Origin of the sequence: Mariniflexile soesokkakense (assembly GCF_039650365.1) — a bacterium.
In the GTDB taxonomy this organism is placed as follows: domain Bacteria; phylum Bacteroidota; class Bacteroidia; order Flavobacteriales; family Flavobacteriaceae; genus Mariniflexile; species Mariniflexile soesokkakense.
Genome location: NZ_JAZHYP010000004.1, coordinates 185,952 through 201,928 on the forward strand (window position 1 = coordinate 185,952; position 15,977 = coordinate 201,928).

At 31.6% G+C, this 15,977-nt stretch carries 13 protein-coding genes; 4 read left to right on the forward strand and 9 right to left on the reverse strand.

The window, feature by feature from the left end; genetic code table 11:
* Positions 1-22: 22 nt before the first annotated feature.
* From VP395_RS10480 to VP395_RS10495, 4 genes are read right to left on the reverse strand one after another with little or no spacing between them, the layout of a single operon-like run.
* Positions 23-1,480: an oligosaccharide flippase family protein gene (locus VP395_RS10480; RefSeq protein WP_346241961.1), complete on the reverse strand. Its 1,458-nt coding sequence runs from the start codon at positions 1,478-1,480 to the stop codon at positions 23-25.
* Positions 1,481-2,758 carry a glycosyltransferase family 4 protein gene (locus VP395_RS10485; RefSeq protein ID WP_346241962.1) on the reverse strand — a complete coding sequence of 426 codons (1,278 nt, stop codon included), beginning with the start codon at positions 2,756-2,758 and terminating at the stop codon, positions 1,481-1,483.
* A complete protein-coding gene (locus VP395_RS10490) occupies positions 2,751-5,198 on the reverse strand; it encodes a YfhO family protein (RefSeq protein WP_346241963.1) in 2,448 nt (815 codons plus the stop codon). Before VP395_RS10490 ends, VP395_RS10485 begins: the two co-directional genes overlap by 8 nt.
* Positions 5,199-5,229: 31 nt before the next feature.
* A complete protein-coding gene (locus tag VP395_RS10495; RefSeq protein WP_346241964.1) occupies positions 5,230-5,514 on the reverse strand; it encodes a DUF4834 family protein in 285 nt (94 codons plus the stop codon).
* A 155-nt stretch (positions 5,515-5,669) separates the two neighbouring features.
* On the opposite strand from VP395_RS10495, the gene VP395_RS10500 reads away from it, so the two are divergent.
* Complete coding sequence (locus VP395_RS10500; RefSeq protein WP_346241965.1) at positions 5,670-6,668, forward strand: transporter; 999 nt, start codon at positions 5,670-5,672, stop codon at positions 6,666-6,668.
* A 20-nt stretch (positions 6,669-6,688) separates the two neighbouring features.
* Entirely contained in the window at positions 6,689-7,807 is a 1,119-nt protein-coding gene (locus VP395_RS10505) for a GTP cyclohydrolase (RefSeq protein WP_346241966.1), read from the forward strand.
* Between the two features lie 56 nt (positions 7,808-7,863).
* Here the strand turns inward: VP395_RS10505 and capB are convergent, their stop codons facing one another.
* The 3 genes from capB to VP395_RS10520 form a co-directional block, all read right to left on the reverse strand.
* Positions 7,864-9,123: a cysteate-C-fatty acyltransferase gene (gene capB, locus VP395_RS10510; RefSeq protein WP_346241967.1), complete on the reverse strand. Its 1,260-nt coding sequence runs from the start codon at positions 9,121-9,123 to the stop codon at positions 7,864-7,866.
* Between the two features lie 255 nt (positions 9,124-9,378).
* The gene (capA, locus tag VP395_RS10515; protein WP_346241968.1) at positions 9,379-10,419 is read right to left on the reverse strand and encodes a cysteate synthase; all 1,041 of its coding nucleotides are present in this window, start codon (positions 10,417-10,419) and stop codon (positions 9,379-9,381) included.
* Between the two features lie 81 nt (positions 10,420-10,500).
* Positions 10,501-12,564 carry a S9 family peptidase gene (locus VP395_RS10520; RefSeq protein WP_346241969.1) on the reverse strand — a complete coding sequence of 688 codons (2,064 nt, stop codon included), beginning with the start codon at positions 12,562-12,564 and terminating at the stop codon, positions 10,501-10,503.
* A 75-nt stretch (positions 12,565-12,639) separates the two neighbouring features.
* Between VP395_RS10520 and VP395_RS10525 the strand changes: the two genes are divergently transcribed.
* Positions 12,640-12,963: a YbaB/EbfC family nucleoid-associated protein gene (locus VP395_RS10525; protein ID WP_346241970.1), complete on the forward strand. Its 324-nt coding sequence runs from the start codon at positions 12,640-12,642 to the stop codon at positions 12,961-12,963.
* 22 nt (positions 12,964-12,985) lie between these two features.
* On the opposite strand, the gene VP395_RS10530 is transcribed toward VP395_RS10525, so the two are convergent.
* Positions 12,986-14,008: a threonine aldolase family protein gene (locus tag VP395_RS10530; RefSeq protein ID WP_346241971.1), complete on the reverse strand. Its 1,023-nt coding sequence runs from the start codon at positions 14,006-14,008 to the stop codon at positions 12,986-12,988.
* Positions 14,009-14,084: 76 nt separating this feature from the next.
* On the opposite strand from VP395_RS10530, the gene VP395_RS10535 reads away from it, so the two are divergent.
* Positions 14,085-14,735, forward strand: coding sequence for a hypothetical protein (locus tag VP395_RS10535; RefSeq protein WP_346241972.1), 651 nt, complete (start codon positions 14,085-14,087; stop codon positions 14,733-14,735).
* On the opposite strand, the gene VP395_RS10540 is transcribed toward VP395_RS10535, so the two are convergent.
* Positions 14,706-15,836 (reverse strand): ATP-grasp domain-containing protein, encoded by a 1,131-nt coding sequence (locus VP395_RS10540; protein WP_346241973.1) that lies wholly within the window; start codon positions 15,834-15,836, stop codon positions 14,706-14,708. The two genes, VP395_RS10535 and VP395_RS10540, sit on opposite strands and share 30 nt — an antisense overlap.
* Positions 15,837-15,977: the final 141 nt, after the last annotated feature.

Sequence of the window (15,977 nt, forward strand, 5' to 3'; positions counted from 1 at the left end):
GGTTTCTGTTTTAAAACCTTTTCTATTTAATTCTTAAATACTTTTTGATGACTCCTGAAATATCTTCGGAAACATTCAACTTTAAAATAGTTAAAACATAAACAACGGTTGCTAATAGTGTTTTAAAAGCAATGTTTATAATAGGGTGAAACGGAAATTCCCAAAAGTAAAAAAGCAATGCGCTCAAAACAATCAACACTAAAACCTTAGTGGTATCTCTATTAAAAGGCATCATATCAAACTTCCTTTTTACAAAATATATTTTAATACTATTATATATCAAAACAGCTAAAAAAGTAGCAAATGCCGAACCATTAATTCCATACATAGGTATAAACAGCATATTAAGAAACACCGTTAAAACCGTTAATATAACTCCAAACAACAAAACAACTCTATAATAATCGCTATTAAACAATACCACATTATTACACCCCATCAAACAATCGTAAAGTTTTGCTATGCCTACTAAAAAAACCACAACAAGACCGCCGCTAAATTCTTTTGGAATAAGAAGGTACAACGTATTTATGTTTATGATGATGACAAGGAATATAAAGCCCCCAATAATAAATAAAGTTTGTGAACTTCTTACATACAAATCTTTAAGGGCTACTTTGTTTTTATCGTTTAAATATTGCGCCGTTAATGGTTGAAGGATTTGCTGCATAGAACGAGATGGTACAACAATAACCGTAGCAATGTAAATTGCAACCCCATAATACGCCACTTCCTGAATAGGAATATACATGCCCAACATAAAAGAATCGATGTCTAAAATAATAGTTGAGATAGACCCTGCAATGATTATTAATGCCGAATATTTTAAAATCGCACTCAAGCCTTCTATTCTATTAAATTTTATAACAGGAAATCTTATGGTAAAGGCATATAATTTCATAATAAGCATACGTAAAATATATACAATTACAACACCTGCAATAAATTCCTCAACATCTAACCATTTAAAATAGACCGCAAACAAAAGTAGCATCACACCTACTCTATGAAATACTTCCTTCATAAAGTTTCCAAAAACGGTTTGCAATTGGGTTTTTGACCAAGCAAAAAACACTTCGAAATATGCCATAGCTATAGCCGATACAAAAATGTACCATACATAACCTTTAACAATCTCATTTTTTTGCGATAACAATTCGCCAATGGCTTCATAAGTAAAACAGCCTATCAACCCTATTGGAATACTAAGCGTTAAAGGCAAAAGCAGCATAAGTGTTAAAAAACTGTTTAACGAATTTTTAGTTTTAAAGGAAGAATAGAATTTTATAATCGTATTATGAGCGCCAAATGCCATTATAGGCATCACAATGTTAGCGGTACTCAATATGAATGCCACCAAGCCATAATAAACATCCGAAATAAAATAGGTGTATAAAAACAAGGTGTTAAGCGCACCAATACCAAAACCCAAATAAGTTGAAACGGTGTTTTTAAATGATTGTGATGTTACAATACCCATTTATAGTAATTTCGATAATGCTTCGGTTAGCGATTTTCTGCTGTATTTTTGCAAGCCTATGGGGTAAACTTGCAACGTATTATTTTTATATGCGTTATAATGCTCTAATATAGTAGTTTTTAATAAATCGTAATCTGAATAATTAAAGTAGCGACCCGCGTTTGTTTCTTTTATGATTTTTTCAATATCGGAATCTTTTGGGCCTAATGCTATAATAGGTCTGTTAGAAACCATATATTCAAACAATTTTCCAGGAATGATACACTTCGCATCATCAGAATCTATTTCTATTAATAACAATATTTGTGATTTTTTTTGAAATGCAATAGCTTCTTTGTGTGAAACATAACCAACATTATCTATATAATCACTTAACTCATTTTTCTTAATAGAATGAAGCACATCGTCACTCACAAAACCTATGAAATTCAATTGAAAATCTTTTGAAAATGAGCCATCCTCAGCAATTAAATCACTTAAAACCCTCCATAGGATTTCTGGATTTCGTTTTGACAATAACGAGCCAATATGTGCCAATGTAAACTTTGAATCCATTTCAAATTCTACAACCGATTCTTTATCGTAGCCATTAGTAATCACCTCAATAGGCTGGTTCGTAATTTCCTGAAACTCTTTTTTTGTTGTGAAGCTGGTAACAATTATTTGATTAGCAGTAGTTAAAACTTGCTTTTCTAATTTTTTATGCTTTGCTTTTGAAGATGCTGTTAGCTTTAATTGCTTGTGATACCCGATAGTTGTCCAAGGGTCTCTAAAATCTGCAATCCACTTCACTCCTAGTTGTTCTTTTAATTGCAAGCCTATTAAATGCAGACTATGCGGCGGCCCAGTAGTAATAATAGTTTCAATTTTTTCTTTAGAAATATATTCAGAAAGAAATGTAACCGAAGGTTTTACCCAGCCTTTACGGGCATCGGGTATAAAAAAATTCCCTCTCACATAAAGCAATAATTTTTCAATAAAGCTTTGGGTTTTCTTTTCAGAAATAACTCCTTTACTAATGGTTTTCGATGTTTTTTTTGAAAATAACCCAGCCAATTTATACGGCTCAACAATAGGTTGCTTTATAATAGTAAGGTTATTTGAAACTTCATAAGCTAAACTATCATCCAACAAAGGATAATTCGGGTTTTCTGGAATATAAACAATAGGTTCTATATTAAAATCTGGCAGGTACTTTACAAATTTCAACCAACGCTGTACACCTGGACCACCCGCAGGTGGCCAATAATAAGTTATTATGAGTGCCTTTTTACGCACTTTCTTTTGTTTTCTTTTTAAACTCGTAGAACAAACCACCAACCAACAACAGACCAAACAAAATAGAACTCGCTAACGCAATACTACTACCTGTTTTTACCACATCAGGATCGAACTTAAATTCAATGGTATGTTTTCCTGCTGGAATTTCCATACCTCTCAATGTATAATTTACGCGTATATGCGTCGTTTCCTTACCGTCAATAAACGTTTTCCATCCATTGCCATAATAAATTTCGGAAAAGACTGCAAATCCTTTATTTGAGTTATTTGATTGATATTTTAGATAGTTTGGTTTATAAGACACTAATTTTAATGTTGCCAACGAATCAACTCTATATTCAGAAAAGCCTCTACTTTCTTTTAATAAGTATTTGGTTTTTTTAATATAAGTATAAACTGCTTTGTTCTTATTATCTAAACTATCAAGTACTTTTATTTCTTCATTTGCTGAAGCAACACGCTTTAACTCCCTAACAAACCATGCATGCCCGTTGGCTTTATCGTTTTCATAAGGAAATAAATTCCCATCTTTATCTTGAGCAATGATATACTTGGTGTTAAGCATATTAAGCACATTAATATTGTTTTTTGCTACATAAAAATCAAACAACTCGCTGTAACGTTTTAATTCTGCCGCATTATAACCGTTAAGTGAATTATGAAAATACGATGGTTTTGCTGCACCACCAACCAAATCGAATACACGATAATACCCTTTGTCTTCTAAAATATAATTATCCACTTCAGTAGCTTTAAAAGGTTTATTTACTTCAACTGCCGAAATAAAATCATCATTATTAACATAACGTCTATCTACTCCAACTAAATCGAATAAAATAAGAATTCCAAAAGCAACAACAACCCATTTTTCTTTCAACTTATCAGTCAAATACATATAAATAGCACCCGCAGAAAGTAGTACTAAAATTAAAGTTCTTAAGGTATCGGTAGTGAAAATCGACATTCTATCTTCCTTTAAAGCATCTACAAATGCTTCTCCATAATTCTGACGATAAAAACCATCATTACCACCAACAAAATCAAATAAAGATGATTTAAACAACAAGAAAACAAGGGCTAATCCACCCGTAATAATGGCTGAATATTTTAGTGCTTTTAGCTTTTCTTCTTTCTTTTCAAAAGCATTAAACAGTCTTACTAACCCAAAAATTGCTAAAACAGGAATACACAATTCTAAAATAACTTGAATGGAAGTGACTGCCCTAAATTTATTGTACATGGGTACATAATCGATAAAAAAATCGGTTAAAAAACCTAAATTCTTCCCATAAGACAATAATAATGCCATAATAGAACCACCAACAAGCCACCATTTCAAACGTCCTTTCACTAAAAATAAAGCAAAAACAAATAAAAATAGCACCACTGCCCCAACATACGCAGGCGCTTCCACAATAGGCTGGTCGCCCCAATACATAGGCGCCCGTTTTGCTTCTTGCGCCGCTTGGGTTGTGGTAGCTCCTAATTTTCTAAAAGCTTCGTAAGTTGCAGAATCTTTGCCTACATTTTCACCATTACCACCTCCCATAAATCGAGGAATAAACAAATTAAACGTTTCGGCAAAACCATAACTAAACTGGGTAATATAATCTCTATCTAAACCAGAACTTGCTTCTTTTGGAGAACCATTAGGGTTGATTGTTAATTCACTTTTTCCCCGTGTACTTTCTTTAACATATTCTTGTGTCGCCAATACATTGGTCGCATTTAATGCAATTCCTAAAATAACCGCAAACATCAAAAGACCAACGGTTTTAAAATAATGAGGTAGTTCTTTCTTTTTATAGGCATCTATTAAATAGGCTATACCCAAAACCAGAACCAATAGCATTAAATAATATGTCATTTGAAAATGATTTGCCACCATTTCCAGTCCCATGGCCACTGTTGTAAGCAAAAATCCTGCTACATAGCGTTTTTGAAATGTTAGCAAAATACCACTTAAAACCAACGGCATATAGGCTATGGCATGCGCTTTACTATTATGCCCAACTCCTAAAATTATTATTAAATAGGTTGAAAAACCAAACGCAAGAGCTCCAATGGTTGCCAATTTAAAATCGACTTTCAATACCAATAAAAGCACGTAAAAACCTAGTAAATATAGAAACAGATAATCGGCTGGCCGAGGCAAAAACCGTAATACGGAATCTAATTTTTTAATATAATTGTGAGGATATTTAGCTCCTAATTGATAGGTTGGCATCCCTGCAAAAGCACTATTTGTCCAATAGGTTTCTTCTCCAGTAGCTTCACTAAAATCTTTTTGTTGCTTGCTCATGCCAATATATTGCATGATATCGCTTTGAAAAATTTGCTTTCCTTGTAAAACTGGATTAAAATAGGCTAATGAAATAATAACAAACCCTAGAATAACTAGAACATGTGGAAGAAGCTTTTTTATTGAAAACTGCATGGAAATATATTAAAAAAGAATGGATGTGAAATTAGTCAATTTCTTCGTAATCCACATATTCACCAACATCTTTATTTGAAGATTTTGCATTAGGCATTCTATCAATGGTTACCTCTCCTTCCTTTTTTTTCTGCTCCTGTTGAGGTCTTTGTTGAAATTGACCGAATTGATCACCAAATTTTTGTTCAGCTTTTTTAGCTATATATTTAAGTAATAAAGGTGCAAAAAGCCTTGAAAGAATCTTCAATCCATAATAAATAAGAAGTATAATTAATATGGTTCTCACAAAACCAGTTACAGATGCTTGTTGTAACATGAAAATAATTTTTAACAAAAATACAATTCTATCTTCTTAAAAAACATTCAAAAATGATAAAAAAAGTATAAAATATCTATATTTGAAAAGCCTTAAGTAAGTATTTTTTTAAACATCAGTAAATAAAACAATTTACGATAACTAAAAACACCATTATGAACCCTATCAAATCTACCCTGTTTTTTCTAATAAGTTTAATAAGCACACAAGCTTTTTCACAATACACCGATGTTATAAATTCCAACCGTCCAGGTGTATCTAGAAGCGCCTTTTCTGTTGGCACCAATGTTGCTCAATTTGAATTGGGACCCTATATGATCAAAGAAGAAAGAACTCCTGCTACCAGTTATGAAGTTGATGGCTTCGGGGTTGATTTCGCAGCACGTTATGGCTTAATATGGGAAGAATTAGAACTTAACATAGAAGGCTCTTTCCAAAGTGACACTAAAACCTATACTTCTAATATTTCTGCTGTAGATGATCGTGCCAATTTTAAATTTTTAACTGTTGGAGCAAAATATTTGGTGTACGACCCTTATAAAAACTCTGAAAACGAAAAACCAAATTTATACAGTTGGAAAGCAAATCATCGCTTTAAGTGGAAGTCCTTAGTTCCCGCTGTATCAATTTATGCTGGTGCTAATTATGATACCAAAAACAACCCATACACAGCTCAAGGTATCGAAGGATTTAGTCCTAAAGTTATGATTGCTACTCAACATAATTTATCTGGAGGTTGGGTATTTGTTATGAATTTTATTAAAGATAGAATTGGCACAGACCAATCTGATTTTCAATATATATTAACATTAACCCATTCATTTAGCCCTAAATGGGTTGTGTTTGGAGAAACCCAAGGTATACAGAGTGATTTTTATGCAGATAACTTATTTAGATTTGGTGGTGGCTATCTGTGGAGCAAAAATTTTCAATTGGATACTGCGGTAACTTTCAACACCAAAGATACGCCATCTGTTTTGGGTGTTAACTTGGGCATGTCTTACCGTTTGGATTTTCATAAAGACAAAGAAATAAATAACGGCACATCAGTTAAAGATGAAGGTGAAAGAAGAAATAACAAATCGAAGAAAACGACCGACGTTATAGAAGAATACAATAAAAAGCATAAAAGAAAAAATCAAAGTTTTAATTAATAGATTTACTATATTCATAAATGATTTCAATTAAAGAAGTTACAACAAAAAGCGACTTAAAAGCTTTTGTTAAATTCCCCTTCAAACTCTATAAAGACTCAAAATACTGGGTACCTCCTATTATTAGAGAAGAAATAAAAACCTTCAACAAAAAAGAAAACCCCGTATTTAACGATGCCGAAGCAAGGTTGTTTTTAGCTTATAAAAATGGTGACATTGTAGGTCGGGTCGCTGCTATTATAAATTTATTGGAAGTTGAAAAACAAGGTGTAAAAAAAATGCGGTTTGGCTGGTTTGATTTTATTGATGATTTAGAAGTTTCGCAAGCACTTTTTAATCAAGTTGAAGCCATTGGGAAATCTCATGGCTTAGAATTTACTGAAGGTCCTGTTGGATTTTCAAACTTGGATAAGGTTGGTGTTATGACTGAAGGATTTGATTCTATTGCACCTATGGTAACTTGGTACAACTACCCATATTATATAAGACATTATGAGTATGCGGGGTATATTATTGAAAAATCATATTCTGAAAGTATATTCCCTTTTAAGAACGTAAAACCTGAATTCTTTTTTAAAGCTCAAGAACTTATAAAAAAACGTTACCAACTTAAAGCTTTAAAGTTTACTAAAACAGAAGAGGTTATGCCTTATGCCGATAAAATGTTTGATTTGTTCAACGAAAGCTATGCTTCATTATCCTCTTTTGTAGCTATTACAGATATTCAAAAGGAATATTTTAAAAAGAAATTTATAAGCTTCGTAAATCCTGAGTATATTAAATTTATAGTTGATAAAGATGATGAGCTTGTTGGTTTTGCCATTGTTATGCCTTCATTTGCTAAAGCATTACAAAAAATTAAAGGAAAACTATTTCCATTTGGATTTAGGCATATTTTACACGCAAAAAAACACAGTAAAGACGTTATTTTCTATTTAATAGGCATTCACCCAGATTACCAAAACAAAGGGGTGCATGCGGTTATTTTTAATGAGTATTATAACACTTTTACTGAAAAAGGCATTCAAACCTGTATCAGAACGCCTGAATTAGAAGACAATTATGCCATACACCAAATATGGAAACATTTTGACCCTGTTGTTTATAAACGGCGAAAAACTTTCAGAAAAGATTTATAACAAAAAAGAGCTTCAAATATTTGAAGCTCTTTTTTCATAGTATATAATACACAAACTTACTCGCCCATAGCGGCCATAACAGCTGCAGATAAACGTTGGTAAGTTCCATTTTCTAAACGTGTTCTAATAGCGTCAAAAGCATCTAAAGTTATTTGAATATCTTCTAACGTATGTGTTGCAGTTGGTATTAATCTTAATAGAATTAATCCTTTAGGTATAACGGGGTAAACTACTATAGAACAGAATATTCCGAAGTTTTCACGCAAATCTTTGACTAAAGCCATTGCTTCTGGAATACTTCCTTTTAAATATACTGGCGTTACACAACTTTGCGTTGTTCCAATATCAAAACCTCTTTCTTTAAGTCCAGATTGTAAAGCATTCGTGTTTTCCCAAAGTTTATTTTTTAACTCAGGCATGGTTTTAAGCATTTCTAAACGCTTTCTTGCACCAACTACCAATTGCATTTGTAACGATTTGGCAAACATTTGAGAACGTAGATTATATTTTAAATAATCCATGATTTCTTTATCACCAGCAATAAAGGCTCCAGTTCCTGCCATAGATTTTGCAAACGTAGCAAAATACACATCGATATCATCTTGAACCCCTTGCTCTTCACCTGCACCTGCACCAGTAGCACCTAATGTACCAAAACCGTGTGCATCATCAACTAAAAACCTAAAAGTATATTTCTTTTTAAGAGCTGCAATTTCCTTAAGCTTTCCTTGTTCACCTCTCATCCCAAAAACACCTTCAGAGATAACTAAAATCCCTCCTCCGGTTTGTTCTGCCATTTTAGTGGCTCTGTCAAGATTCTTCTCTAAACTTACAATATCGTTATGTTTGTAAGTAAAACGTTTTCCCATATGTAAACGTACACCATCAATAATACAAGCGTGCGCATCTACATCATAAACAATGATATCGTCTTTAGACACTAATGCATCAATAGTAGACACCATTCCTTGGTATCCGAAATTTAATAAATAAGCTGCTTCTTTTCCAACAAACTCAGCTAACTCATTTTGAAGCGTTTCATGAAGATCTGTGTGACCAGACATCATACGAGCTCCCATAGGATACGCAGAACCATAAGCTAAACCAGCTTCTCCATCAACCTTACGCACTTCAGGATGATTTGCTAAACCTAAATAATCATTTATACTCCAAGTAATAACGTCTTTTCCTTGAAACTTCATTCTGTTTGATATCTGTCCTTCTAATTTTGGAAACACAAAATATCCTTCAGCTTGAGACGCCCATTTTCCTAACGGACCTTTGTCTTTATAAATCTTTTCGAATAAATCTTTCATTTATTATAAATCTTATTGCTATTAAAAATTAAGACTTAACCATCAACTTGAAGTGGCTATTAAAAATTAGAAACACTTAACAAAGTGTTTGAACAAATTAATTATAAGCCTTTTAGTTCTTAGTTAGTTCGTGCAAAATTAAATATTTATATTCTTTGTACATAATTTTTAGTGTTCAATTATTTGTAAAATAAAAAAAGAGATAACTTCTTGCTAAAAAAACAAATGCTACCTCCTAATTATGTGTTATTTATACTATTTTATGTATTCTATATTTTGTACTGCGACTTCATTTACACTGTCAAAGAAACCTTGTTCTTGCATCCATTTATCGCTATAAACTTTACTCATATAACGCGAGCCATGGTCTGGAAAAATCACTACAACATAATCATCTTTCTTAAACTCTCCTTGTTCTCCAAGTTGTTTAAGAGCCTGTGTTGCAGCCCCCGATGTATAACCTACAAAAAGCCCTTCAGTTCTTGCTAATTCCCTTGCTGTGTGAGCACTTTCTTCATCGGTAACTTTTACAAATTCATCAATGACATCAAAATCGGTAGCAGTAGGAATTAAGTTTTTTCCTAAACCTTCAATTCTATAAGGGTAAATTTCTTTATCGTCGAACTCTCTTGTTTCATGGTATTTTTTTATTACCGAACCAAAAGCATCAACACCAATAACTTTTATATTTGGATTTTGTTCCTTTAAATATTTTGCCGTTCCAGAAATAGTACCTCCTGTACCACTACAAGCTAAGAGGTGTGTAATTTTACCTTCGGTTTGTTTCCATATTTCTGGCCCGGTAGAAGCATAATGTGCATCAATATTTAATTGGTTGAAATACTGATTGATATACACAGAACCCTTTATTTCACTATGCAGTCTTTTTGCTACCTCATAATAAGACCTTGGGTCGTCTGCACTTACGTGTGCTGGACATACATATACTTTAGCGCCCATGGTTTTAAGCATATCTATTTTATCGGCAGAAGATTTTGAACTCACCGCCAAAACACAATCATATCCTTTAATGATGCTTACCATAGCAATACTAAACCCTGTGTTACCAGAAGTTGTTTCAATGATGGTTGAGCCTGGAGTTAAAATACCTTTTCGCTCTGCTTCTTCTATAATATATGTGGCTATTCTATCTTTTGAAGATTGTCCTGGATTGAAAGATTCTACTTTAGCGTAAAAGTTACCTTTGAATTTTGAAGCTACTTTATTAAGTTTAATAAGCGGTGTATTGCCTACTAAGTCTAATACATTATCAAAAACTTGATTTCTGTGTTTCATAAATGCCTTTTAGGAAGCTACAGTATCTTATAAAAAATATTTGCAACTTAAAACCTGACAAAAGTAAAACTTTTTTTTTTATTAACCATGAATTCCTTCTAAATCTAACAAAAAGGCATATTCCAAGGCTACTTCCTTTAAGCTTTCAAAACGCCCTGAAGCCCCACCATGACCAGCATCCATATCGGTTTGAAGCAGTAATTTGTTAGTATCAGTTTTTAATTCTCTTAGTTTGGCAACCCATTTGGCTGGTTCCCAATATTGCACTTGCGAATCATGTAATCCTGTTGTAACCAACATGTTAGGATAATTTTTAACTGTAACGTTATCGTAAGGCGAATACGATTTCATATAGTTGTAATACTCTAATTTGTTAGGATTTCCCCATTCATCATACTCCCCTGTTGTTAATGGAATAGAATCATCTAACATGGTAGTAACAACATCTACAAATGGAACCGCCGCTAATATACCGCGATATAATTCTGGGTTCATATTAATAACAGCCCCCATTAGCATACCTCCCGCTGAACCTCCGTATGCATATAAATGCTCTGATGATGTATATTTTTGTTCTATTAAATATTTTGAACAATCAATAAAATCATAAAACGTATTTAATTTATGAAGTAGTTTTCCGTTTTCATACCAATCCCTTCCCAAATATTCACCTCCACGAATATGTGCAATCGCATAAATAAAACCACGATCTAACAAACTTAACCTAACACTTGAAAAGGAAGGGTCTATGGTTGAACCATAAGAACCATATGCATATTGCAATAACGGACTTGATCCGTCTAACTTAACACCTTTTTTGTAAACAAGTGACATTGGAACCTTAACACCATCACGTGCCGTTGCCCAAATACGTTTAGATTCGTAATTTTCTTTATTAAAGGTACCACCTAATACTTCTTGTTCTTTTTTAATTTCGCTTTGCTTCGTTTTGAAATTATAATCAATAACCGAACTTGGTGAGATTAACGAATTATATGAATAACGCAGTACATCACTATCAAAATCGGGATTATTTCCTATATAAGTAGTATAAGTTTCGCTTTCAAAAGGCAAATAATAATCTTCTTTTCCATCCCAACTCATAATTCGTAAATTATTAAGTCCGTTTTCACGCTCGTTTACAACTAAATAATCTTTAAAAATTTCAATATCTTCTAATAAAACGTCTTTTCTGTGCGGGATAACATCTTTCCAAAATTTCTTTTCTGTTTTGGATTCGCTAGTTTTCTGCAACTTAAAATTAGTGGCACCATCTCCATTTGTAATAATATAAAACTGATCTTCGTAATGTGCTATACTGTATTCTAAATTGCGTTTACGCTTTTGAAACATTTTAAATTCACCACCAGGCGTATCAGCATTTACAAACTGATATTCAGAAGTTTGTGTGCTTGACGAACCAATAATGATATATTTTTTTGACTTAGATTTATATACAAAAGTGTTAAATGTATCATCTGTTTCATGATAAACTTCCAAATCTGGTTCCGCTGAATGTAATTTATGCTTGAAAATTTTATGCGAACGCAAAGTCACCTCATCCTTTATGCAATAAAACAAAGTTGTATTGTCATTAGCCCAAGTAGAACTGCTTGTGGTGTTCAAAATTTTATCTGAATAAATTTCGCCCGTAACTAAATTTTTAATTTGGATGGTATATTGTCTTCTCCCAACCGTGTCAGTTGAAAAACTTGCCATGTTGTTGTCTGGACTTATAGATATGCTTCCTAAATTGAAAAAAACAAAACCTTTAGCCATTTCGTTACAATCGAAAAGTATTTCTTCGGGTGCATCTAACGATTCTTTCTTGCGTGAATAAATGGGGTAATCTTGTCCTTTTTCGTAACGCGTTATGTACCAATACCCATTTAATTTATAAGGAACTGAGGTGTCGTCTTCCTTAATTCTGCCTTTCATTTCTTCAAATAAATCCTTCTGAAATGCTTCGGTATGCTCCATTACCTGCTTTGTGTATGCGTTTTCAGCTCTCAAGTAATCAATCACTTCTGGGTTTTCTCTATCATTTAACCAATAATAATTATCTACCCTTACATCTTTGTGTTTGATTAGTTTTTTTGGTTTTTTAATTGCTTGAGGTACTTGAAGTATAGTTTTTAACGACATTTTTATTCTTTAATTTAGGGTGGCAAAAATATAAAAATTAAATAGCTTTGTAGTTATTTTAAAAATTATAAAATTATGTTTGGAGATATGATGAACATGATGGGTAAACTTAAAGAAACCCAACGAAAAGTAGAAGAAACCAAAAAGCGTTTAGATACCGTTTTAATTGATGAAAAAAGCAGCGACAATAAACTGAAAATTACGCTTACCGCCAATAGAACCATTAAATCTATTGATATAGATGAAAGTTTGCTTGAAGATAAAGAACAACTTGAAGATTATTTGATTCTTACATTAAATAAAGCTATTGAAAAAGCAACGAGTGTAAATGAAGCTGAACTTGCTGCTGTTGCAAAGGAAGGTATGCCGAATATTCCGGGGATGGATTTGTTTAAATAGACTTCTTAGATTTGTAGAATTATTAGAACGTTAGATTTTTTAAAACTCCGATGAATTTTTCATGCATGGCATCAGTGTAATCTAAGTGTGTTACAATGCGTAATTTATTGGTGCCCATGCCAATGATATTTATGTTTCTGTCTTTTAGTTTTTGAATAAAACCGTTTTCATTTACATCTTTATTCAATTCAAAAATAACGATGTTGGTTTCAATGGGTTCAACGGTTTTAATGATGGATAATTTAGCTAACGCATCTCCTATTTCTTTAGTTTTTTTATGGTCGTCTGCTAGTCTATCCATATTATTATCTAGAGCATAAAGTCCTGCAGCAGCTAAAAAACCAGCTTGTCTCATATTACCGCCAAAAACTTTCCTAATTCTAAGGGCATCTTTCATAATAGCTTCATCACCTACCAAAACAGAACCAACCGGACAGCCTAAACCTTTACTAAAACACACAGAAATGGTATCGAAAACTTCGCCATATTGTTTTGGGGTTTCATTTTTAACAATTAATGCATTCCATATTCTTGCACCATCTAAATGAAATCCCAAGTCTTTCTCATCACAAACTTTTCTAATTTTTAAAATTTCAGTGAAATCCCAACAAGAACCTCCTCCTCTATTGGCTGTGTTTTCAATTTCAACCAAACGTGTAGGACTATAATAATAGGCGTCTGGGTTAATAGCTTCTAAGACTTGCTCTGCAGTAAACATCCCTCTATTACCATCTATTAATTTACATGAAACACCACTATTAAAAGAAGCCCCGCCAGATTCATAATTATAAATATGAGCATATTTATCGCAAATAACCTGATCACCAGGACTGGTATGGAGCTTGAGTGCGGTTTGGTTTGCCATGGTTCCGCTAGGGAAAAACAATGCGTTGGGCTTTCCGAACATTTTTGCAATTCGTGCTTCTAGTTGGTTAACGGTTTCATCTTCTCTAAAAACATCATCACCAACCTTGGCCTGCATCATGGCGTCCAACATGGCTTTTGATGGTTTTGTAACGGTGTCGCTTCTTAGGTCAATTTTCATTTCTAAATAGTTAATGTATTTAATTAATTATATTTATTTAAGTTTTTTTTGTAAATTATTTTTAAAAATAAATTTTATGAATTATAATACTCTAAAAATCAATAAATTAACTTTCTATTTTACTAGTGTATATATTATAGGAGCAATACTTTTAGTTATTATTTTTTATGTTGGAAAAAAATTTAATATTCCATTTGAAAATTTGACTGGAGATCCTGCTCTAACTTTCAAAGCACACCCTTTTACTGGGATTTTATCAAATGTAGGGATACTATTATGGTGTTTTACCGCATCAGTTTGTTTTTTTTCTGGGACAATTTTATTCAATATAAATGATAAAAATAATGGTATATTTTTAATATGCTCTGGAATATTTACTAGTGTACTATTAATAGATGATTTTTTTATGTTCCATGATTATATATTTTATTCTTTTAAAAACTTCACAATTACTCAACCTTTTACTTACGCAATTTATTTAATTCTCTCAACATGGTACATAATCAAATTTCACAGGATTATATTAAATAATACTTATCTATTTTTAGTAATGAGCTTAGGTTTTTTAGGGTTATCTGCTTCTATAGATTTAATTTTTGAAAGTAAAGGATTAGAATATTTTATTGAAGATGGTTTTAAATTTATCGGAATAATAAATTGGATGCTATTTTTTTCTATAACTGCATACCAAATAGTTTTAAAATCTAAAACTAAACATGTTCTTTAATTTGTAATAAAACATATAAGCAAAAGGTATAGGATCCTTTAAATAATATTTTATAGGAGTATTATTTAAAATAAAACGGGTATTAAATAAAAAAAATATGTTTTTTTTAATCATTTTTTTTAATCCCAATAAATCTAAATATTTAATTTCTTTATATTTCGGAATTTCAAATTCTTCATTTAAACTCTTAAGTATATACAAATACGGAAAATTTACTCCTGCAATTTCTGATGCTTCTACACTCCTCCAAAATCTAGGATTAATTTCAATAACTTTAAATTTTTTATCTTTATTATCAAACCGTAAATCTATATGTGCTACTCCAGACCAATTTAATGTTTTCATTAAATCTTTAACGACTTCCAATAAATCGGGCTCATATAAAAATTCTAATCCAGCTTTTGGTGCAAAAGCATGTTCTCCAAATAATATTCCTTTTTGAATAGTATAAGAAATAACTTCTCCGTTTTCACATAACACACTACAATCAATATCATATCCATCTATATAATTTTGAATGAGATAAGGATATTTATTTTTATTGCTGGAATAATAATTATTAAGTTCCTCCTTGTTTTTAAATATATGTATACCTTCTCCACCACCAAACCCTTCTAAAGGCTTTATTAGCAACGGATACTCCAATAAATTTTCACTATGAAACTCATTTTTATTATATAAAAATGTATCTGGACAAGGTATTTTATATGTGATCATATGCTTCCATAATAGACCTTTATTATTTGAAATAATAAAACTTTCTATTGAAGGTAATAAAACCAATTTACTCGCATAACTTATATTGTTTTTATGCTTTATTAAAGTTTGTATTCCATATTCATTTATTGGCATTACAATATCAATATTATGCTCATTGACTTCTTTTTCTATACTAGATAACCATTTAGTTTCATCGCTAAATTTAGGATAATAAGTATAGTGTGAAATATTTCTAGAATATTTTATTTCTTCAAAAGGTTTATTAACTATAACAAACAATTTAAATTCTTTAATTTGAGATAAACAATTAATCACAAATAATAATAGATTACTATCTACTTCTGGAATTAGTATAGAAAATTGTTTTTTATTTTTTTTCATTTTAGAACAGATATATAAGTATTGTTTAAAATCTATGTTTACGATATATTAATATTTTTTTAGTTACCTAAAATCATTCCTTATACTAATTTAAAAAATAAGTTCATTTATAAATAAACAATTTAAAAATTAAATATGCCT